Genomic DNA, 18,433 nt, shown 5'->3' on the forward strand with positions numbered 1-18,433 from the left:
GAACGCATCTGCATACCAAGCTCGAGATTCCGGGTTCGCTCGCTGGCGCGAGCGTCCCGGATTGACGGCGTGAGGTGAGATCACGGCTCGTATCCCGTCGAGGTCAGCAGGCAACCACGGCAAGCAGCCCCCTCTCCGCACCTCACGTTCGATCCAGCCTGTCCCGAAACGACGCGCCCTCGCCGCGACACAGCCATGTCCGTCTCGGGCGGCTCGGGCCTTGAGCCTGCCGCCGTCGATGCTACGATATCATTGTCGTTCACGATCCCTCGGGAGATCGCCGATGCAGCACAATCAACGCCAGCGCCGATTGCTCCAGATCCCTCTGTTCCGCCTGCTCGCGATCAACCTCGCGCTCGGCCTCGGCATGGCCGTGGTGCTGGTCGGCGGATTGCTGCTGCTCGATCCCTGGGGCCTGCGTCACCTGATCTTCGCCGACCACTCGCCCGGCGTCGCCATCGGCCTCTTGCTCGGCTCGTTCTTCGTCACCTTCGGCTCAACCGCGATGGGCACCGCCATCATGGCGCTCGGCCGCAGTGATGATGAGGACGGTCCGAGCGGCGGCACGCGGGTGCATGCCCAGGTCAAGGTGCGGCGGCGTTAGAGTCGAACTGTTGCTGCACAGACGGTGCGCTCCCTCGCCCCGCTTGCGGGGAGAGGTGAAAGGCTGAGCTCGGCGCGAGATCCTCTCAATCGTCGCCTCACCAATGCCCCCTGCGCTTGTTCCAGGCGAACAGCACATCCGCAAACCGGTCGTAGCCGAAGCGCGTCAGCGGGCGCACCAGGCGGTTGCCGAACAGCGTGGCGAGCCAGCCCTCGCCGGGCGTCAGCGCCCACAGCAGCAGCGCCACGTCGGCGCCGGTGATCAGCTGCCCCTCCTCGTCGGTGGCGTGCAGGCGGCGGCGGACGTCGTCGACGTCGACACCGAACTCAGCCAGCGCCTGCGGCTCCTCGTTGATGTCCTTGAACACGACCCGCCCCGACTTCACCAGCGCCAGGAGCTTGTTGCGCTGCCAGTCGATGCCGGCGTCGCAGACCGGGCAGCGCGTGTTGTACCAGATGGTGAGTTGGGGCATCGACATGGGCTGCATTCGCGGCGGGGGTGAGACGTCCACGATGAACGCACTTTCATCCGGCAAAATCGAGGAGTTTCGGGACCCCGCCGGCCGGTCCGTGATCGCTCTGGCCGCCCTGCCGATTCGGCGAAAACCATATGACAAAAAAGTCAAATTCGGGCAGCGGATAAGCATTTTCTGGCATTGACCGGACCGGCCCCGCCGCCGTAAAGCGCCTCCATGGCGAAAAAACCCGGCTCCAATCCCAAAGGCGAATTCGCCTTCTTCAACGTGACCTACGAGGACGGCTCGCAGCGCTCCAACCGCCGCGTCCCGGCCGACCTGCTCGGCGGCCTCGACGGCGACGAGCCCGCGCGCGGCTTCATCATGGAGCAGGACCGCGACATCGCCGAAAAGTCCGGCCGCCCGCCGCTTCAGATCAAGTCGCTGGAACGCGTCGGGGCGAAGAAGAAGTAGCTCGGCCGCGCTGCCGTAGGGTGGGCAAAGCGCGCAGCGCGTGCCCACCATCAGGTGCCTGCCGCGACACTCGGTGGGCACGGCGCGCCACACCGTCCCCGGCTTAACCACCGTGCCAGCGCCTTTGCCCACCCTACGGCAGTGCGCTATGCCGCTTGCTTCTGGCGCTCCGGCAACAGAGCGCTTTCGCCAGCGTCCATCTCCCTCGGCCGGTTGATCAGGCTGACCAGCGTGTAGCTGATGATCAGCAGCAGAAACCACGAGCCGAGCTTGGCCGGCGACACCATGGTCCAGCCATGCGCCTGCTGCGGATAGAGCCAGACCCGCGTGAAGGTGCCGATGTTCTCCGACAGCCAGATGAACAGCGACACCAGGAAAAGCCCGAGCAGCAGCGGCATCGCGCGGTGCACGCGCCAGACCTTGAAGTGAACCGTCGCGGGCGCGAACAAAAGCGTAGCCCAACCGAACAGCACAAATCTCAGATCGAGCCCATAGTGGTCAGTGAAGAAGTTGAGGTAGATCGCCGCGCTCAAGCCGATCAGCCAACGCCGTGACGGATGGCCGGTGAAGCGGAAGTCGAACAGGCGCCAGACGCGGCAGAGATAGCTGCCGATGCAGGAATACATGAAGCCGGAGAACAGCGGCACACCGCCGAGCCGGATGAGGCTCGGCTCGGGATAGATCCAGGAGCCGGTCGCGGTCTTGAACAGCTCCATCACTGTCCCGACGAGGTGATAGATCAGGATGATCTTCGCCTCCTCCCAGGTCTCGAGCCTTGTGGCGAGCAATGCGGCCTGCACCGCGAGCATGCAGAGAAAGAGGAAATCATAGCGCGCGAGCGGCGCGGTCGCCGGATAGAACTGCCACGTCAGCAGCATCAGCGCCACCGCGATGCCGCCGAACAAGCAGGCCCAGCCCTGCTTCACGCCGAAGCGGAGGAATTCGTAAAGGCCCCCAGTCCAGGGCGTCGCAGCCGCCCGCGCGGCAAGTCGCGCCTCGGCGGCAATGAAGGGACGCAGTGGCGCCCAGATCGCGGCAGAGCTGGTGGGCGCGTGGAAAACAGATGATGAGACTTCGTCGTGCTGCATGGAAGGCCGGATCGGTGAGGACACCGATGACTAGCAGCCGCGTGTCATGCCGCGTCAGCGTAAAGTTCCGTCTCTTCCCGCCGCAGCGCGGACACGTGCGGACGTGCGAAGGCTGACTTTTCTGCAGCGACAATCCAACGCACGGCTCCGCGGCGACGATGAAAGTGGCTCAGCCCCGGTGCCGTAGGGTGGGCAAAGCGACGCCGCTAGGCGGCGCGTGCCCACCATCAAGTGCGGCGCCCGTGATCGGTGGGCACGGCGCACGCAGCGATGGCGCAAGTCGACACAGCAAGCCTCGCCTTTGCCCACCGTACCATTGCTACACATGATATGGTTCGCAGAGGTTGTTCGCGGTGCATGATCCCAACGATGGGCGAGAACATCTATATACGAGTGCGCTGGCTTCACGACTTTCAGGATGAGCCAGTTGACTTGTGGAGCGAGCTCGATCGGGAGCGCTTTGAAACGCGCAAGCTCGAAATATTTCGCGATGGCACGGTGGGATTCGCAAGCGCCACCGAAGCAACCGACGGCACGCGACTCGGCTCGATCCCCGTTCCTCCGCTGGCCGAAATCGCGAGAGATCCCGAGTTTGTACCCGAAGAGATTTCGCAGGAGGCTTTCGAGCGTCGTTGGAATGCACGGCATTCGCGCAAGTAACTCCAAACATGGCCACGCATTACACAACCCCGCCTGTTTTCGCTCGTCCGGGCGCAAACGAAAACAGCGGACCGATCGGCCCGCCGTTGATGTCTCGATGGATTGCCGGGTCAAGCCCGGCAATGACGACAAAGATCGAACGTCAATCAGTTATCCAAGAAGCTCCGCAGCTTCCTTGACCGGCTCGGATGCTTCAGCTTCCGCAGCGCCTTCGCTTCGATCTGGCGGATACGCTCTCTGGTCACCGAGAACTGCTGGCCGACTTCTTCCAGCGTGTGGTCGGTGTTCATGCCGATGCCGAAGCGCATGCGGAGGACGCGTTCCTCGCGCGGGGTGAGCGAGGCCAGCACGCGGGTGGTGGTTTCGCGCAGGTTGGACTGGATCGCGGCGTCGATCGGCAGGATCGCGTTCTTGTCCTCGATGAAGTCGCCGAGATGAGAGTCCTCCTCGTCACCCACGGGGGTTTCGAGCGAGAGCGGCTCCTTGGCGATCTTCAGGACCTTGCGCACCTTCTCGAGCGGCATGCCGAGCTTCTCGGCGAGCTCCTCCGGGGTCGGCTCGCGGCCGATCTCGTTGAGCATCTGGCGCGAGGTGCGGACGATCTTGTTGATCGTCTCGATCATGTGCACGGGGATGCGGATGGTGCGGGCCTGGTCGGCGATCGAGCGGGTGATCGCCTGCCGGATCCACCAGGTGGCGTAGGTCGAGAACTTGTAGCCGCGGCGATACTCGAACTTGTCGACCGCCTTCATCAGGCCGATGTTGCCTTCCTGGATCAGGTCGAGGAACTGCAGGCCGCGGTTGGTGTACTTCTTGGCGATCGAGATCACCAGACGGAGGTTGGCTTCCACCATCTCCTTCTTGGCCTGACGGGCCTCGCGCTCGCCCTTCTGCACCGAGTGCACGATCTTGCGGAACTCGCCGATCTCAAGACCGGTGAGCGCGGCCATGGCCTGCACCTCCTGGCGCAGATCCTTGATGCGGTCCTTCTCGTAATGGACGAAGTTCTTCCAGCCTTTTGCGGAAAGCTTCGAGACGCGGTTGAGCCAGCGCGGGTCGAGCTCCGAGCCCTGGTAGTTGCGCAGAAAGTCCTCGCGCGCCACGCCGTGGGAGTCGGCCAGGCGCATCAGCCGGCTCTCGAACGAGACCAGCTTCTTGTTGATGTCGTAGAGCTGCTCGACCAGCGAGTCGATGCGGGCCTGGTTGAGGCGCAGCGACTTCACCTCGACGATGATCTCGTCCTTGAGCTTCTTGTACTTGCGCTCCTGCGACGGCGACAGCGACTCGCTCTGCAGCTGGTTAGCGATGTCCTGCTCCTGCAGGCGGCGCAGCTTCTTGTACTCGGACGCGATCTTATCGAAGGTCTCGACGACCTTCGGCTTCAGCTCGGCCTCGATGGCCGCGAGCGACATCTGGTTCTCGAACTCGTCGTCGTCCATGTCGGCTTCGGCCGCCGCCTCGCCGGGGTCCTTCTCCTCGGCGGGCGCGCCGTTCGGCGCGGCACGGAACGGGGTCGGCTGCTGCGGGGCGGCCGGCGGCGCCACCGCGGCCTGGACGTCGCCGCCCTCGGCCGGAGCGCCCTCGCCATTCACGGGCGCGGCGATCTGCGGATTCATGCCGCCCTTGGCTTCAGGGCCGGCATAGGTGGCTTCGAGATCGATGATGTCGCGAAGGAAGATCTTGCCTTCGTTGAGTTCGTCGCGCCAGATGATGATGGCCTGGAACGTCAGCGGGCTTTCGCAGAGGCCCGCGATCATCGCCTCGCGGCCGGCCTCGATGCGCTTGGCGATGGCGATTTCGCCCTCGCGCGACAGCAGCTCGACGGTGCCCATCTCGCGCAGATACATGCGCACAGGATCGTCGGTGCGCTCGCCGGGCTCCGACTTCTTGACCTCGGTGACGGCCTTCTGGGTGATCTCGACGAGCTCGTTGTCGGTCTCGTCCTCGCCGTCGTCCTTCTCGTCGGAGTCGTCGGCCTCCTCGGCCTCGGTCACGTTGATGCCCATGTCGGAGAGCATCGACATGATGTCTTCGATCTGTTCCGGCGAGGTGGTGTCGGAAGGCAGGACCTCGTTGAGCTGATCAAAGGTCACGAAGCCGCGCTTCTTGGCCTGCTTGATCATCTTCTTGACGGCGGCGTCCGACAGGTCGAGCAACGGCGAAGGCGCATCGGCGGCGTCCTTCTCGGGAGCGTCGGCCGCCTTGTCGTCCTTTTCCTTGTCCTTCACCTGCAGCGTCTTTGCCTTCGTGGCCATTCATTGCTCCCGAAACGCGCCCGCTCCGCCCATGGCATCTTCGCCCTTGGCATCGCGGCGCCCGCCTGCTCTACTCAAACTGTTCTCGACGCGGAAAGGGCGGCGCACTTTTAACGTCGCCACCCCCTGAAGTCTGTCGCTGGTGTCGTCCCGTTTTCGGACCGGCGCGCGTTTCTTGCAAAAGCGATACCGATTTTGCAATCGAATCCGGCGCCCGACATGCAGGCGCGGCGTCCGACAGCGAAACCAACCCATCTGCTGCAGAAAATGCCCCGGACCTCTTAAACTTCGATTAACCCTGTTTTTGCAGCCAAACCATGGATTTGGCGAGTCTTTTCGCGCGGACCTGATACCGCGCGGGCGGACCGGGCCGAAATGTGCTCAACTGGCGACTGGGCGCCGGGCGTCCAGTCTACACGTTGCGGTTGGTGCGTCCGGACAGTTCCCCGAAGCCTTCGATCAGCGCTTCGGTACCGTCCATCTCGGCCATCCTGGCCTTCACGTCCCTCAACCAGCCCATGTTCGGCTCGCTCGGCTCCTCGCCCAGCGCCAGCTCGGCATCCTTCAATTCCCTAAGTAAGGAGTGCCATTGCCGATGCAAGGCAACAAGCTGATGCCAGGTCGCAAGAACGTCATCGCGCGCCGCCCCCGACTTGGTCGCCCACACCGCCGCGGTCGTGATCGCCCGCTCAACCCGTTGAAGAAGCTCAGAAAAGCCAGACTTCTCCAGATCGGCCCGCATCTTCTCGGCCTGCTCGTCCGGGTCCGGCGAATGGTGGTGGTCGTGGGCGAAGGCGGCGATAACGGCAGCGCGGAGCTTGTGCGCCTCGGGATGGGCCAGCTCCAGCGCGGCGACCTCCTCCAGGTGATCGTGCAGGAGCCAAGGGTGGTTGATCAGGCACTGCAGGATCAGGGCCTCCCGGCGCGAGATCGCCGAGCGCTGGCCGCGCATGATCGGGCTCATGGCGAGCTGCGGGCTGGCCGCCTGGTAGGGGCCGCGGGCCATCGCCGGGCCTGTGGACGGCGGTCCGCCGCGGCGGCCGCCCCCTGTGGATAACCGCCCCGATTGTCCGGAACCGGGACTGCGGGGGCCAAACCGCCGTCCTGATTCGGCACCGTAGCCGCGGCCAAAGCCCCGGCCGCCGTCCGGGGCGAAGGCCCGGTACAGCCGGTCGCTGAGGTCCTGCTTGTAGTAGCGCCGTACCACCTCGTCGGCGATGCCGCCGGTGAGCTGGCCGATCCGCGCCTCCAGCGCGGCGCGGCGCTCCGGCGTGTTGAAGCTGCCGCCCTCGACCTCGCGCGACCAGATCACCTCGGCTAGCGGCTTTGCGACTTTGAGCACCTCCTCGACCGCGCCGCGGCCGCCGGAGCGGACGAGGTCGTCGGGATCCTGTCCTTCCGGCAGCAGCGCGAAGCGGAGGCTCTTGCCGGGCTTGAGATGCGGCAAAGCAAGGTCCGCGGCCCGATAGGCCGCCTTCTGGCCGGCGCGGTCGCCGTCGAAGCACAGGATCGGCTCGTCGACCATCTTCCAGATCAGCGAAAGCTGGCTCTCGGTGAGCGCGGTGCCGAGCGGCGCCACGGCGCCGGCAAAGCCGGCCGCCACCAGCGCGATGACGTCGACATAGCCCTCGACCACGATCAACGGCGCGCCATTGTGCGCGGCCTGGCGGGCGCTGGGGAGATTGTAGAGGTTGTCGCCCTTGTGGAAGAGCGGCGTCTCCGGCGAGTTGAGATATTTCGCCGGCACGTCCTTCTGCAGCGCGCGGCCGCCGAAGGCGATGACGCGGCCGCGGAGGTCTGTGATCGGGAACACCACGCGGTCGCGGAAGCGGTCGTAGGGCACCGGAATGTCGTCGCCACCGACCAGCAATCCCGCCTCGACCATGTCGGCCACCGGCACGCCCTGGGCGCCGAGATATTCCTTCAAGCCGAACCGATCCGGCGGCGCGTAGCCAAGCCGGAATTGGAGCTGCGTCTGCGGCAGGATCGCGCGATCGGCAAGATAGCCGCGGGCGCGCGCGCCATGACGGGACGCCAGCGTGTCAGAAAAGAACTTCGTCGCCAGCTCCATCACGTCATACAGCGTCTTGCGCTGGCGCTCCTGGCGCGCCGCGTCGGGCGTCACCGCCGGCAGCGCCAGGCCGGCGATCCCCGCCAGCCGCTCGACGGCTTCGGGGAAGCTGCAGCCCTCGGTCTCCATCACGAAGTCGAAGATGTTGCCGTGCTTGCCGGACGAGAAGTCGTGATAAAAACCCTTCTGGTCGTTGACGTAGAAGGACGGCGTCTTCTCCTGCTGGAACGGCGACAGCCCCTTCCACTCGCGCCCGGCCTTCTTGAGCTTCACGCGCTTGCCGACGACGTCCGAGACCGGAAGCCGGGCGCGCAGCTCATCGAGAAATTCCGGCGTGAAGCGGGCCATGAGCGGGGCGGAGGTCCTGTGGTGATGGCCTAGGCATATAGGCAGCCGTGTACGAAATGTGAACTTCCTCCGGCTTGTCCGGGCTATTCACAGGCCAGCTCGATCCTCCGGTCATTCCGGGGCGCCCGCAGGGCGAGCCCGGAATGACCGCGTGGAGAGACCGGGTCACGGCGCCAGGAAGCGCCCCGAGACGATGCGGCCGGCTTCGTCCACCGGCCAGTTGTAGACATAGGTCCAGGCTTGGCTGACGCTGCCGTCGGCCAGCGTCACGGCGAGGCACCGGCGCAGATATTCGGTCGGCGCGGTGAAGCCTTCGCTGCAGGCCTCGTACATGTCGAACTCGCGCAGCATCGGCTCGGGCTGGCGCAGCCGAAAGAGCTCGCCATGGACGAGATCGGCCGCGTCATCGGACAGCACCAGGCCGGGATAATGCTGGATGCGGTAGAGCCGGCCGCGGCAGCTGGCCTCGGCGACGAAATCGGCATTGGCCGACAGCAGCCGCGCCATCGGATGGTCGAAGCCACGCATCAGGGTGCCGTAGACGAAGAGCAGATCGGTGGTCATGGCCCGTCTATAGCGGCGATCGCCGGTGATGCGAAGCGCCCGGCCGCGCCCTGCTCCGCTCAGGCAGCCATGATCTCGTCGCTGACGACGTGAAATTTGGTCAGGGTCATCAGGCCAAACGAGGTCGACAGCGCGACGTCGGCGGCGTCCCGTCCGGTCGCCATCAGGATGCGACCAATGCGCGGAACGTTGTGGCGGGCATCGAACGTGTACCACCGGCCCGAGAGATAGACCTCGAACCAGCCCGAGAAATCCATCGGGACGGGGTCCGGCGGCACGCCGATGTCGCCGAGATAACCGGTGCAATAGCGCGCCGGAATGCCCATGCAGCGGCAGAAGGTCAGCGCGAGGTGGGCGAAGTCGCGGCAGACGCCGGCGCGCTGCTGATAGACGTCGTGCGCCGACTTCATGGCGTGGGCGTGCTCATAGCCGAAGGTGACGTGGCTGTGCACGAAGTCGCAGATCGCCTGCACGCGCGCCCATCCCGCCGGCGCACGGCCGAACAACGACCACGCGACCTCGGCCAGCTTGTCGGTCTCGCAATAGCGGCTCGGCATCAGATACAGCAGAAGCTCATCGGGCAATTGTTCGATCGGCAGTTGCTGGGCGCCGGGATCGATCGCGTCCGGCCGCCCACTGTCGCGGACGATGGCGCTGCCATGGAAAGTGACCCCGCCGGCCGGCGCCACCAGGCGTCCACAGAGATTGCCGAAGCTGTCGTTGTAGAACTTGATCGGCACCTTCGGCTCTGTCGTGATCGTCTCGGTGCCGACGATGTCCGGAAAGCGCGACGGATGGATCGACAGCATGATCACCATCGGCGTCGCCGCCGGGGCCGCATAGGCGATCTCGAATCCAACCTTGATCAGCATGAAGCCTCCCTGCCTCGTTCGGGCGGCACGATGCGCCAGCCTCATCCAGCCCGGACCGTAGGCCCATTGCGAACTTCTGTCTTGTGAATGATCGCCAGAATCAGCAACGTTTGGGCGACCATCATGATGTCCGCCGGCCAAATCCTCATCTGTCTGCCCAATCCGAGATCGGTCTGCCGCTTCATGAAGCAACGAGAGGCAGCATGACCGTGTCCGGCACGAGCAACACTCATCTACTCCTTCAGCCAGACGAAGTTCCGCCTGTGCTCGAGCGCAACGCCGGTGGCGCGTCGGCATTGCTCTTCACGTGCGATCACTACGGCCGCCTGCTGCCGCGCGCACTCGGCGATCTCGGCCTGCCCGAAAGCGAGCTCGAGCGGCACATCGCCTGGGACATCGGCATTGCCGAGGTCGCGGAGCAAGTATCGCGGGCACTCGATGCGCATCTGGTGGCGCAGCGCTATTCGCGTCTGGTGATCGACTGCAACAGGTCACCGAAGGCGCCGAACTCGATTCCGATGATCAGCGAGCGCACCACGATCCCCGGCAATGAGGGCCTGACGCATGAGGACGCCGAGCTGCGGCGGCGCGTCGTCTTCGATCCCTATCACGACCGGATCACTGACGTGCTCGATGCGCGCAAGGCCGCCGGCCGGCCGACCATCCTCGTCTCGCTGCACAGCTTCACGCCAGTCTATGCCGGCATCGCGCGGCCCTGGCACATCGGCACGCTGTACCAGCACGACCGCGTGCTGCCGCCGCTGCTGTTGAAGGCGCTGCGGGCCGAGCCCGATCTCGTGGTGGGCGACAACCAGCCCTATGCGGTCGGCGACGGCACCGACTACACCATCCCCGTGCATGGCGAGGCGCGCGGGCTGATCAACTCCGGCATCGAGATTCGTCAGAACGAGATCGCCGAGCCCGAGGGCCAGCAGCGCTGGGCCGAGCGGCTGATCCGCATTCTCGGCGAGATCGAGGTCGAGCTGCGCAGCAAGGGTCTCGCGTAGATCATGATGCGATTCCACGGAATCGCATCATGATCTCATCTCTTTGTTTGAGCATGATCTCCGCGCAAACGCCTTCGGCGTTTGTCGCGAGGGAAAACCGGTTTCCACTTTTCCGGATCATGCTCTAGCTCGCTACTCCGTCATGTCGGAGGCGTCGTGATGCGCGAGCAGGCCGGCAAGCCGCCACAGCGCCGTCCGCAGATCGTCATGGCTCGGCAGGCCGAGCGCGAGCCGCACCGCATTCGGCGAATGACCGTGCGCCACCGCGAACGCGCTCGCCGGCGTGATCGCGATGCCGGCGCGGGCCGCAGCGGCCGTCAAGGCCTCGGCGCGCCAGCCCTCCGGCAGATGCAGCCAGACATGGTAGGAGCGCGGATCAGCCTCGATGTGATGACCGGCGAGGCACTCGGCCACGATCGCCTGCCGCACCAGCGCATCGGCACGCTTGCGCCTGGTGATCTCGGCCGCCGTGCCGTCGGCGAGCAGCCCCATGCCGGCGGCCAGCGCCAGCGACGTCACCGACCACGCCCCGGTGCGCACCGTGGCGGCGAATTTTTCGCGCATGGTCGAGGGGACGTACAGGAAGCCGACGGCGATGCCCGGCGCCAGCCGCTTGGCAAGGCTGTCGACCACGACGACGCGCTCCTCGGCCTGCGTCGCCAGCGAGACCTGATCGCTGAGGAAGCCGTAGACCAGATCCTCGATGATCATCAGCTCGTGCTTGCGCACCAGACGCACGATCTCCTCGCGCCTCGCCTCGCTCATCGTCAGGCCGAGCGGATTCTGCATCACCGGCTGGATGTAGATCGCGTTGAGCGCACTGCTGCGATGCGCCTTGGTCAGCGCGTCCGGGCGGACGCCCTCGCCGTCCATCGCGAGCGGCACCAGGGTCACGCCGAGCCGCGCCGCGATGCCCTTGATCATCGGATAGGTCACGGCCTCGACGCCGAGCCGGCCACCGACCGGCACCAGCGCTGAGATCGCCGCAGCCAGCGACTGCCGTCCGCTGCCGGCGAAGACAAAGTTCTCCGCGCGCGGGCGCCAGCGCTCGCTCGCGAAGAAGGCCGCGGCGGTGCGCCCGGCCTCGGCCAGCCGGCGCTGCGTGATCGGCGCCAGCACCGGCGCGAGCTTCTCCGGCCGCTGCCAGACCGCCATCGATTTCGCGATCATGGCCGCCTGGTCGGGCAGTGTCGGAAAATTGAACTCGAGATCGATGCGGCCGTCGAACGGCTCCAGCCGCAGCGAGGACGGCACCGGCACCGCCTCTCCTGCGACGAAAGTGCCGCGCCCGACCTCGCCCACGACCAGGCCCCTGCGCAACAATTCGGCATAGACACGGGCTGCCGTGGAGGCGGCAATTCCTCGCTCGTAGGCGAACTGGCGCTGCGGCGGCAGCCGGTCGCCGGCCTTCAGCCTGCCGTTGGCGATGTCCTCGGCGATGTCGTCCACCAGGACCGTATACGAAGCATTCATGCTATATTGCACCGAGAGCAATGTTTCGATTGCACCGAGATATGTACTGCGCGATTGCTCTTCGAACAACGCAATTGAAGAGCAATAGGTGACTCATGGCATATTCCCTGGCGCAGCGTTGGGCAACTCCGCAAGTTGCCCATGGAAAGAGCAATTTGCTCGGGGTGCCGCAACTCTGGCTGCAGCGCCTGTTCTGGCGGTCCGAACTGGCGATGCTCGATCGCGAACAGATGCGTGATTGCGGCCTTGATCCGGCGATCGTCCAGGAAGAGGCCAACAAGCCGTTCTGGCGCGACTGACAACGAGACCTGGGAGGACACAGCCATGCCGATGCTTCCGTTCCATCAAGTCGACGTGTTCTCCAAGGTCGCCTTCAAGGGCAACCCGCTTGCCGTGATCGCCGAGGCCGACGGCCTCGACGATGCGGCGATGCGGGCGATCGCCAACTGGACCAATCTGTCCGAGACGACCTTCCTGTCACGCGCTCAGAATCCGGGCGCTGATTATCGCGTGCGCATCTTCACCCCGCAGCGCGAGCTGCCTTTTGCAGGCCATCCGACGCTCGGCTCGTGCCACGTATGGCTCGCGCTCGGCGGCAGGCCGAAGGGCGAGCATGTGGTGCAGGAATGCGGCGCGGGTCTCGTGCGCATCAAGCGTGACGGAGACCGGCTCGCCTTCGCAGCCCCGCCGCTCAAGCGCTCCGGCACCGTCGATGCCGAGCTGACGAGCAAGATCGCAGCAGCGCTCGGCATCCAATCGAGCACGGTGCGCGCCGTGCAGTGGGTCGACAACGGCCCGGGCTGGATCGGCGTGCTGATCGACTCGCGCCGCGCGCTGCTCGACATCCGCTTCAATCCGGCGGCGCTGCCGCAACAGCCGATCGGCGTGGTTGCGCCATGGGATCGGGCGCAGGATGGCCCGGAGGCCGACTACGAGGTCCGCGGCTTCATGTGGGGCGGCGGCGAGGACCCGGTGACGGGCAGCCTCAATGCAAGTCTGGCGCAATGGCTGATCGGAGCCGGAATTGCTCCGAAGCAATATGTCGCCTCCCAGGGCACGGTTCTCGGCCGCGCCGGCCGCGTCCATGTCGCGCAGGACGGCGAGACGATCTGGATCGGCGGCGACGTCGCGCCGGTGGTGAAGGGAACGATCAGCCCGTAACGCGCGTCAGCAGACCGCGATGCGGCCGCGGGGCCAAACGCGTGCTCACCGTGCTCGCGTCAGCGCCAGCCACACGCCGCCGCCGATCATGAAACCGCCGGAGATGCGCGACACCAGCCGCGTCCGCCTGGCCGAGAACAGTTTTCGCGCACGGCCCGCGAGCAGCGCATAGATCGCGTCGGTGAGACCCGCAATCAACATGAAGGTGACGCCGAGCAAACCGACCTGCGGCACGTGATCCCGGCTCATGTCCATGAACTGCGGCAGGAACGCGCCGAAGAACACCATCACCTTCGGGTTCGAGAGCAGCACCAGCAGCCCCTGCAGGAAAAAGCCGCCGCGCGGCGGCGGTGGCGGCGCCTCGCCTGCAGAGATCCCCTCGATCGGCGAGCGGATGAGCTGAATGCCGAGCCACACCAGATAGGCCGCACCGATCAGCCGCACCCATTCGAACCAATAGCCCATCGTGGCCATCAGCGACGTTAGGCCGACAGCGACGATGCCGATCGCGATCGCCAGCCCGGTCTGCACGCCGGCGATATTGATGAGCGCGGCGCGGGTCCCGTGGCGCAGACCGTTGGCGATCAGCAGCGTCACGACGGGACCCGGCAGCAGCGCGAGCCCGATGCAGGCGGCGACGAAGGCGAGATAGACTTGCAGGGACATGAGGCGCCTCGATGCGAATGAGGCGCTCACTAATGCACGACATGTCGACCGATGGAAGCCCCGCTCCAGCACCATAGAAGCCGAATACTGCTGGCTTGACACGCAACCATTTGGTTGCCTATTCTCGAGATCATGGATGATGTCTTCAAGGCGCTTGCGGACGGCTCACGACGCGCCCTGCTCGACAGGCTCCACGCGCGGAACGGGCAAACCCTGACCGAACTCTGCGACGGCCTCGCGATGACGCGACAGGCCGTGACCAAACACCTTGCCATTCTGGAAGCGGCCAATCTGGTCGCGACGATCCGGCATGGCCGCGAGAAGCTGCACTATCTCAATCCGGTGCCGATCCATCACATCGGGGAGCGTTGGATCAAGAAATTCGAGCGCGGCAAGCTCGCCGCGCTCAGCGAGTTGAAGCGGCAATTGGAGGAGCGCGATGAGTAAGCCCGAATTCGTCTACGTCACGTATATCGCGACGACGCCCGAGAAATTGTGGGAAGCGCTGACATCAAACGAATTCGCGAAGCGCTACTGGTTCGGCACCGAACTGCATTCCGACTGGCGCGTCGGCTCGCCGTTCGCGCTGGTGACCGACGGGATGACAACGGATGTCGGCCAGATTCTGGAGTTCGATCCGCCACGCCGGCTCTCCTACACTTTCCAGCACGTCCTGAAAGACGAGTTTCGCAACGAGCAGCCGACCAAGGTCGTGTTCGCGATCGAACAGCACGGCAACTCCGTCAAGCTGACCCTGACACATGAAGGCTTCGAAGGGGCGGGGAGATTGCTCGATGCGGTTTCCAACGGCTGGCCCGCGATCATGTCCGGCCTAAAAAGTCTGCTGGAGACCGGAACCGCGCTGGCGATCCCGATGTCAGCGCTCGGCAAAGGAGGCTGAGCGATGGATCTTGCAAAGTTCAAGCCCGCCACCGTCTACACGATCTACATCGCCGCCAGCCCTGAGAAAGTGTGGCAGGCGCTGACCTCCGCCGATTTCAGCCGGCAATATTTCTTCGGCTTCGCCGTTGAAGCCGAACTGAGGGCGGGCGGCGCCTTCATCGTGCGCGCGCCGGACGGCTCCGAACACATCAGCGGCCAGGTGATCGTCTGCGAGCCGCCGCACCGGCTGATCGTCACGTGGGACGTCAACTGGCCCGGCCTCGTCGAGGCACTGGGCCGCACGCTCGTGACCTATGAGATCGAACCGGCCGGCGACGCCGTCCGTCTCACGATGACTGAAGCGCACGAGCGGCCGCTCTCCGACGACATCCTGTCCGGCGGACGCCAGGGCTGGCCGGCCATCCTGTCGAGCCTCAAGAGCGTGCTCGAGACGGGCAAGCCGCTCGCGGTGAAGATGACACCGCCGACGCGCATGCTGGCGGCCCTGAAGGCGATGGGGATTGCAGTGCCTTAAACGACAAGGCCTGCTACGACACCGCGGCGATCTGTGGGATGCTGGCGAGGACGGCGCCGACCTGGACCGCATTGCCCAGCATGCCACCCCAATGCAGCCACCGCAGCCGGCGCACGGCCGTCGTATCGCCGGAATCCCTGTCGCGGATGCGCGCGTCCATCTGCTGCAGAAACCAGCGGCGCGAGACCAGCGCGAACGCCGCGATCAAGCCAATGCCCAGCGCCAGAACGGGACGGCCGTCGGCCAGCACGGCGAGCGCGCCGATGCCGCCAGCGATCGAAAGCGCCACGAAGTAGGAGTCGAACATGCCGCGCAGGAGCCGGGTGACCGGCACGATGTCGAGCCGCACCAGCAGGAACGCCGGCGCGGCCAGCAGCAGATAGAACATCGGCAGCAATAGGACGATCGCGGCAAACAAGGCGACGTTATCCGGCATCATCCTTCTCCGACATTGGGACCGGCCGACCATTGGCGAGCCGCGGTTCGAACCAAACCCGTGCGATCGTCGCGGCAGTCCTGGCCTTACGCCGGAGCTACGATCCGGCGGTACAGATGCCAGCTCGCATGGCCCAGCACCGGCACAGTGACCAGCAGCCCCAGGAAGTACGGCAATGCCGAGATGATCAGCAGCACGGTGATGACGGCGGCCCAGCCGATCATCGGGCCGGGACTGGTCACGACCGCGCGCACGCTGGTGATCATCGCCGTCACGAAATCGACGTCGCGCTCCAGCAGCAGCGGAAACGATACGACCGTGAGCGAGAACAGCACCAGCGACAGGGCGGCGCCGTCGAGATTGCCGATCGCCAGGAAGAGCAGACCCTCGTTGGTCGTCAGCACCACCGTCATGAACTCCTTGATGCTGGAGAACGAGGCATTGAGCCCGAGCAGCAGCGCGATCAGGAGGCGCACCTGGTACATCCAGATAATGAAGAAAAATAGCGTCACGAACGCCATCCAGGCAATCTCGCCGCGTGACGTTATCGTGCGCCAGATCGCGCCATAGGTGATCGGCTGGCCGAGCTCGCGGCGGCGACTGACCTCGTAGAGACCGATCGCGACGAACGGGCCGATCAGCGCAAAGCCCGCGGCCAGCGGATAGGCCAGGTAGACCATGCCGAACGCGGTGACGCACAGCACGATGCTGATGCCGCCGAGCACGTAGATCAGCCCGAAAGCAAGGCCGAACATGGGCTGAGCCTGAAAATCACGGAGGCCTTGCGTCAAGGCTTCGGCGATATCGGCCGTCGTGATGCGGCGCACCACGGGATCGGATCGTCCCGAGACGGATGCGGTCATCGGCGTGCCCTCCTGACTGTTCTTGTTGGCGATGATGCTAACAGCGGTAGGGCGAGGATTTCAATTTCAACTTGTAGGCAGCGGACAGGGTCTAAGCCGTGGCGTCCCGTGAGGCGAGATGCGAAGCCGCGCGGCGCCGCAGGTCCTCTCCCCCGTCCTTACCGGGCGAGAGCTGGGATCAGGCGCGGCCACATCCGACGCATGTTGTTGGACTCGTGCTCGTCACCGAGCGGGGGGGAGCCTCGCAAGCCGCGCCATCGGGCTCGCACGGCAGCAAGCTCGCCCTACCCCCGCGCCCGCAACTCGCGCCTCAGCACCTTGCCGGTCGCCGTCATCGGCAGGGTGTCGGTGAATTCAACGTGGCGCGGGTATTCATGCGCAGCGAGCTTGACCTTGACGAAGTCCTGGATGTCTCGCGACAGAGTGTCATTTGCAACGAAGCCGGGCCGCAGCACGATCCACGCCTTGATGGCCTCGGTGCGCACCGGGTCGGGAATGCCGACGACGGCCGCCAACGCGACTGCCGGGTGCTTGAGCAGCGTGTCCTCGATCTCGGCCGGGCCGATGCGATAGCCGGCCGACGTGATGACGTCGTCCTCGCGGCTCGCATACCAGAAATAGCCGTCGTCATCCTGGGTGCCGAGATCGCCGGTCAGCAGCACGTCACGAGCGAACTTCTTCTGCGTCGCCTCCGGATTGCGCCAATATTCGATCATGGTACAGGGATTGGGCTGGCGCACGCCGATGATGCCCCTCTCTCCGCGCGGCAGCTCCTCGCCCTTGTCGTTGACGATCAGCACCTGGAAGCCCGGCGTCGCCTTGCCCATCGAGCCCGGCCGGATCGGAAACAGCTTTGCATTGTTGCCGACGACGAGATTGCATTCGGTCTGGCCGTAGATCTCGTGCGCGTCGATGCCGAATGTCGCGCGCACCCAGTCGAGCAGCTCGGCGCCGAGCGACTCGCCGCCGGTGAGGATGCTGCGCAGCTTGACGCCCTCGTGCTTGACATTGGCCTGGCGCATCAACTTCAGCGCGGTCGGGGGCAGGAACACGTTGCGGACGCCGTAGTCCGCCATCAGTTGCATTGCGGCCTGCGGCTCGAATTTCCTGGCGCGATAACCGATCACCGGGATCGCGTGATACCATGCGGGAAACAGCGCGTCGAACAGGCCGCCGATCCACGCCCAATCCGCCGGCGTCCACATGACGTCGCCGGGCTTCGGCAGGAAGCCGTGCACCATCTCGACATTGGGCAGGTGGCCGAGCAGTACGCGATGGGCGTGCAGCGCGCCCTTGGGATTTCCGGTCGTACCCGACGTGTAGATGATGATGGCAGGGTCGTCGCTCGACGTGGCGACGGTCGGGAATTGATCCGAGGCGCGCTCCAGCGTCGGCCAGAAGGCTCGGGCGCCGAGGCCGTCGCCGTCAGTGACATAGATCGTCTTGAGCTCCGGCAGGTGGTCGCGAATGCGCGCAAGCTTCGCAAGGCCCGTGGCGTCGGTGACGACGACCTTGGCGCCGGAATTCTGCAGCCGGAATTGCAGCGCGTCCTCGCCGAACAGCATGAACAGCGGCACGGAGACGAGACCGGCGCGGAACGCCGCCAGATGGACGATCGGCAGCTCCAGCGACTGCGACAGGAACACCGCGACGCGGTCGCCCTGCGCGAGACCATCGGCCTTCAATACGTTGGCGAAGCGACAGGAGTAATCGCGCAGCTCATCGAATGAGACGCGCCGGGCGGCGCCGTCCTCCTCGACGACGACCAGCGCGAGGCGGGCGGAGCCGTCGGCGTGGCGATCGCAGGTCGCGACCGCGATGTTGAACTGCGCCGGAATGTCCCAGCGGAAGTCGCGAGTGAGCTGGTCGTAGTCGGACGTTTCCTTGAGCATTGTTCTCTCCGTCATGGCCGAGCGAAGACCCGCCTGCGGGGCCGAAGCCCCTTCGGCGCGGCGACGGCCCGGCCATCCACGTCTTTACTCTTGATGATAGTCTTAAAGACGTGGATGCCCGGGACAAG

At 65.4% G+C, this 18,433-nt stretch carries 20 protein-coding genes; 9 read left to right on the forward strand and 11 right to left on the reverse strand.

The window, feature by feature from the left end; genetic code table 11:
* Positions 1 to 283 precede the first annotated feature (283 nt).
* Positions 284 to 604: a hypothetical protein gene (locus QX132_RS07890; RefSeq protein WP_315736399.1), complete on the forward strand. Its 321-nt coding sequence runs from the start codon at positions 284 to 286 to the stop codon at positions 602 to 604.
* Positions 605 to 701: 97 nt separating this feature from the next.
* Here QX132_RS07890 and QX132_RS07895 read toward each other — a convergent pair whose 3' ends face one another.
* Positions 702 to 1,076, reverse strand: a complete 375-nt coding sequence (locus QX132_RS07895; protein WP_315758818.1) for a thiol-disulfide oxidoreductase DCC family protein — start codon at positions 1,074 to 1,076, stop codon at positions 702 to 704.
* A gap of 219 nt (positions 1,077 to 1,295) precedes the next feature.
* On the opposite strand from QX132_RS07895, the gene QX132_RS07900 reads away from it, so the two are divergent.
* Positions 1,296 to 1,532 carry a hypothetical protein gene (locus QX132_RS07900; RefSeq protein ID WP_315777706.1) on the forward strand — a complete coding sequence of 79 codons (237 nt, stop codon included), beginning with the start codon at positions 1,296 to 1,298 and terminating at the stop codon, positions 1,530 to 1,532.
* 146 nt (positions 1,533 to 1,678) lie between these two features.
* Here the strand turns inward: QX132_RS07900 and QX132_RS07905 are convergent, their stop codons facing one another.
* Positions 1,679 to 2,620, reverse strand: a complete 942-nt coding sequence (locus QX132_RS07905) for a DUF817 domain-containing protein (RefSeq protein WP_316160652.1) — start codon at positions 2,618 to 2,620, stop codon at positions 1,679 to 1,681.
* Positions 2,621 to 2,989: 369 nt separating this feature from the next.
* On the opposite strand from QX132_RS07905, the gene QX132_RS07910 reads away from it, so the two are divergent.
* Entirely contained in the window at positions 2,990 to 3,280 is a 291-nt protein-coding gene (locus QX132_RS07910) for a DUF6881 domain-containing protein (RefSeq protein WP_315810606.1), read from the forward strand.
* A 146-nt stretch (positions 3,281 to 3,426) separates the two neighbouring features.
* On the opposite strand, the gene rpoD is transcribed toward QX132_RS07910, so the two are convergent.
* From rpoD to QX132_RS07930, 4 genes are all read right to left on the reverse strand, one after another.
* The gene (gene rpoD / locus QX132_RS07915; RefSeq protein ID WP_315736396.1) at positions 3,427 to 5,535 is read right to left on the reverse strand and encodes an RNA polymerase sigma factor RpoD; all 2,109 of its coding nucleotides are present in this window, start codon (positions 5,533 to 5,535) and stop codon (positions 3,427 to 3,429) included.
* A gap of 412 nt (positions 5,536 to 5,947) precedes the next feature.
* Positions 5,948 to 7,954 carry a DNA primase gene (dnaG, locus tag QX132_RS07920; RefSeq protein WP_316160653.1) on the reverse strand — a complete coding sequence of 669 codons (2,007 nt, stop codon included), beginning with the start codon at positions 7,952 to 7,954 and terminating at the stop codon, positions 5,948 to 5,950.
* A 165-nt stretch (positions 7,955 to 8,119) separates the two neighbouring features.
* Entirely contained in the window at positions 8,120 to 8,518 is a 399-nt protein-coding gene (locus QX132_RS07925) for a gamma-glutamylcyclotransferase family protein (protein WP_316160654.1), read from the reverse strand.
* 59 nt (positions 8,519 to 8,577) lie between these two features.
* Positions 8,578 to 9,390 carry a transglutaminase family protein gene (locus tag QX132_RS07930; protein WP_315736393.1) on the reverse strand — a complete coding sequence of 271 codons (813 nt, stop codon included), beginning with the start codon at positions 9,388 to 9,390 and terminating at the stop codon, positions 8,578 to 8,580.
* 203 nt (positions 9,391 to 9,593) lie between these two features.
* Between QX132_RS07930 and QX132_RS07935 the strand changes: the two genes are divergently transcribed.
* On the forward strand, positions 9,594 to 10,397 hold the full coding sequence (locus QX132_RS07935) for an N-formylglutamate amidohydrolase (RefSeq protein WP_315777710.1): 804 nt from the start codon (positions 9,594 to 9,596) through the stop codon (positions 10,395 to 10,397).
* Between the two features lie 132 nt (positions 10,398 to 10,529).
* Here the strand turns inward: QX132_RS07935 and QX132_RS07940 are convergent, their stop codons facing one another.
* Positions 10,530 to 11,939, reverse strand: coding sequence for a PLP-dependent aminotransferase family protein (locus QX132_RS07940; RefSeq protein ID WP_316160656.1), 1,410 nt, complete (start codon positions 11,937 to 11,939; stop codon positions 10,530 to 10,532).
* Between the two features lie 26 nt (positions 11,940 to 11,965).
* Between QX132_RS07940 and QX132_RS07945 the strand changes: the two genes are divergently transcribed.
* Both QX132_RS07945 and QX132_RS07950 read left to right on the forward strand, forming a co-directional pair.
* Entirely contained in the window at positions 11,966 to 12,169 is a 204-nt protein-coding gene (locus QX132_RS07945) for a hypothetical protein (protein ID WP_315758782.1), read from the forward strand.
* Positions 12,170 to 12,194: 25 nt separating this feature from the next.
* The gene (locus tag QX132_RS07950; RefSeq protein ID WP_315812908.1) at positions 12,195 to 13,031 is read left to right on the forward strand and encodes a PhzF family phenazine biosynthesis protein; all 837 of its coding nucleotides are present in this window, start codon (positions 12,195 to 12,197) and stop codon (positions 13,029 to 13,031) included.
* Positions 13,032 to 13,076: 45 nt separating this feature from the next.
* On the opposite strand, the gene QX132_RS07955 is transcribed toward QX132_RS07950, so the two are convergent.
* Entirely contained in the window at positions 13,077 to 13,697 is a 621-nt protein-coding gene (locus QX132_RS07955; RefSeq protein ID WP_315736389.1) for a LysE family translocator, read from the reverse strand.
* Positions 13,698 to 13,829: 132 nt separating this feature from the next.
* Between QX132_RS07955 and QX132_RS07960 the strand changes: the two genes are divergently transcribed.
* The 3 genes from QX132_RS07960 to QX132_RS07970 are packed head-to-tail and all read left to right on the forward strand — an operon-like array spanning position 13,830 to position 15,114.
* Positions 13,830 to 14,144 (forward strand): helix-turn-helix domain-containing protein, encoded by a 315-nt coding sequence (locus tag QX132_RS07960; protein WP_315717502.1) that lies wholly within the window; start codon positions 13,830 to 13,832, stop codon positions 14,142 to 14,144.
* Positions 14,137 to 14,598, forward strand: coding sequence for an SRPBCC family protein (locus tag QX132_RS07965; RefSeq protein WP_315758785.1), 462 nt, complete (start codon positions 14,137 to 14,139; stop codon positions 14,596 to 14,598). The genes QX132_RS07960 and QX132_RS07965 overlap by 8 nt, the downstream gene beginning before the upstream one ends.
* Before the next feature lie 3 nt (positions 14,599 to 14,601).
* Positions 14,602 to 15,114 carry an SRPBCC family protein gene (locus QX132_RS07970; RefSeq protein WP_316160657.1) on the forward strand — a complete coding sequence of 171 codons (513 nt, stop codon included), beginning with the start codon at positions 14,602 to 14,604 and terminating at the stop codon, positions 15,112 to 15,114.
* Positions 15,115 to 15,127: 13 nt separating this feature from the next.
* Here QX132_RS07970 and QX132_RS07975 read toward each other — a convergent pair whose 3' ends face one another.
* From QX132_RS07975 to QX132_RS07985, 3 genes are all read right to left on the reverse strand, one after another.
* Positions 15,128 to 15,550 (reverse strand): hypothetical protein, encoded by a 423-nt coding sequence (locus QX132_RS07975; protein ID WP_316160659.1) that lies wholly within the window; start codon positions 15,548 to 15,550, stop codon positions 15,128 to 15,130.
* 86 nt (positions 15,551 to 15,636) lie between these two features.
* Complete coding sequence (locus QX132_RS07980) at positions 15,637 to 16,413, reverse strand: DUF2189 domain-containing protein (protein ID WP_315736385.1); 777 nt, start codon at positions 16,411 to 16,413, stop codon at positions 15,637 to 15,639.
* A 284-nt stretch (positions 16,414 to 16,697) separates the two neighbouring features.
* Entirely contained in the window at positions 16,698 to 18,305 is a 1,608-nt protein-coding gene (locus QX132_RS07985; protein ID WP_316160663.1) for an acyl-CoA synthetase, read from the reverse strand.
* Positions 18,306 to 18,433: the final 128 nt, after the last annotated feature.

Source organism: Bradyrhizobium sp. SZCCHNRI20481, from assembly GCF_032485055.1.
Taxonomy (GTDB): Bacteria; Pseudomonadota; Alphaproteobacteria; order Rhizobiales; family Xanthobacteraceae; genus Bradyrhizobium.

Coding starts and splice junctions, on each gene's coding strand:
- QX132_RS07910 (WP_315810606.1), top strand. CDS start 2,990: ATGGGCGAGAACATCTATATACGAGTGCGCTGGCTTCACGACTTTCAG.
- QX132_RS07890 (WP_315736399.1), top strand. CDS start 284: ATGCAGCACAATCAACGCCAGCGCCGATTGCTCCAGATCCCTCTGTTC.
- QX132_RS07975 (WP_316160659.1), bottom strand. CDS start 15,550: ATGCCGGATAACGTCGCCTTGTTTGCCGCGATCGTCCTATTGCTGCCG.
- QX132_RS07985 (WP_316160663.1), bottom strand. CDS start 18,305: ATGCTCAAGGAAACGTCCGACTACGACCAGCTCACTCGCGACTTCCGC.
- QX132_RS07970 (WP_316160657.1), top strand. CDS start 14,602: ATGGATCTTGCAAAGTTCAAGCCCGCCACCGTCTACACGATCTACATC.
- QX132_RS07930 (WP_315736393.1), bottom strand. CDS start 9,390: ATGCTGATCAAGGTTGGATTCGAGATCGCCTATGCGGCCCCGGCGGCG.
- QX132_RS07925 (WP_316160654.1), bottom strand. CDS start 8,518: ATGACCACCGATCTGCTCTTCGTCTACGGCACCCTGATGCGTGGCTTC.
- QX132_RS07905 (WP_316160652.1), bottom strand. CDS start 2,620: ATGCAGCACGACGAAGTCTCATCATCTGTTTTCCACGCGCCCACCAGC.
- QX132_RS07900 (WP_315777706.1), top strand. CDS start 1,296: ATGGCGAAAAAACCCGGCTCCAATCCCAAAGGCGAATTCGCCTTCTTC.
- QX132_RS07935 (WP_315777710.1), top strand. CDS start 9,594: ATGACCGTGTCCGGCACGAGCAACACTCATCTACTCCTTCAGCCAGAC.
- QX132_RS07950 (WP_315812908.1), top strand. CDS start 12,195: ATGCCGATGCTTCCGTTCCATCAAGTCGACGTGTTCTCCAAGGTCGCC.
- QX132_RS07965 (WP_315758785.1), top strand. CDS start 14,137: ATGAGTAAGCCCGAATTCGTCTACGTCACGTATATCGCGACGACGCCC.
- QX132_RS07960 (WP_315717502.1), top strand. CDS start 13,830: ATGGATGATGTCTTCAAGGCGCTTGCGGACGGCTCACGACGCGCCCTG.
- QX132_RS07955 (WP_315736389.1), bottom strand. CDS start 13,697: ATGTCCCTGCAAGTCTATCTCGCCTTCGTCGCCGCCTGCATCGGGCTC.
- QX132_RS07945 (WP_315758782.1), top strand. CDS start 11,966: ATGGCATATTCCCTGGCGCAGCGTTGGGCAACTCCGCAAGTTGCCCAT.
- QX132_RS07980 (WP_315736385.1), bottom strand. CDS start 16,413: ATGACCGCATCCGTCTCGGGACGATCCGATCCCGTGGTGCGCCGCATC.
- dnaG (WP_316160653.1), bottom strand. CDS start 7,954: ATGGCCCGCTTCACGCCGGAATTTCTCGATGAGCTGCGCGCCCGGCTT.
- rpoD (WP_315736396.1), bottom strand. CDS start 5,535: ATGGCCACGAAGGCAAAGACGCTGCAGGTGAAGGACAAGGAAAAGGAC.
- QX132_RS07895 (WP_315758818.1), bottom strand. CDS start 1,076: ATGCCCCAACTCACCATCTGGTACAACACGCGCTGCCCGGTCTGCGAC.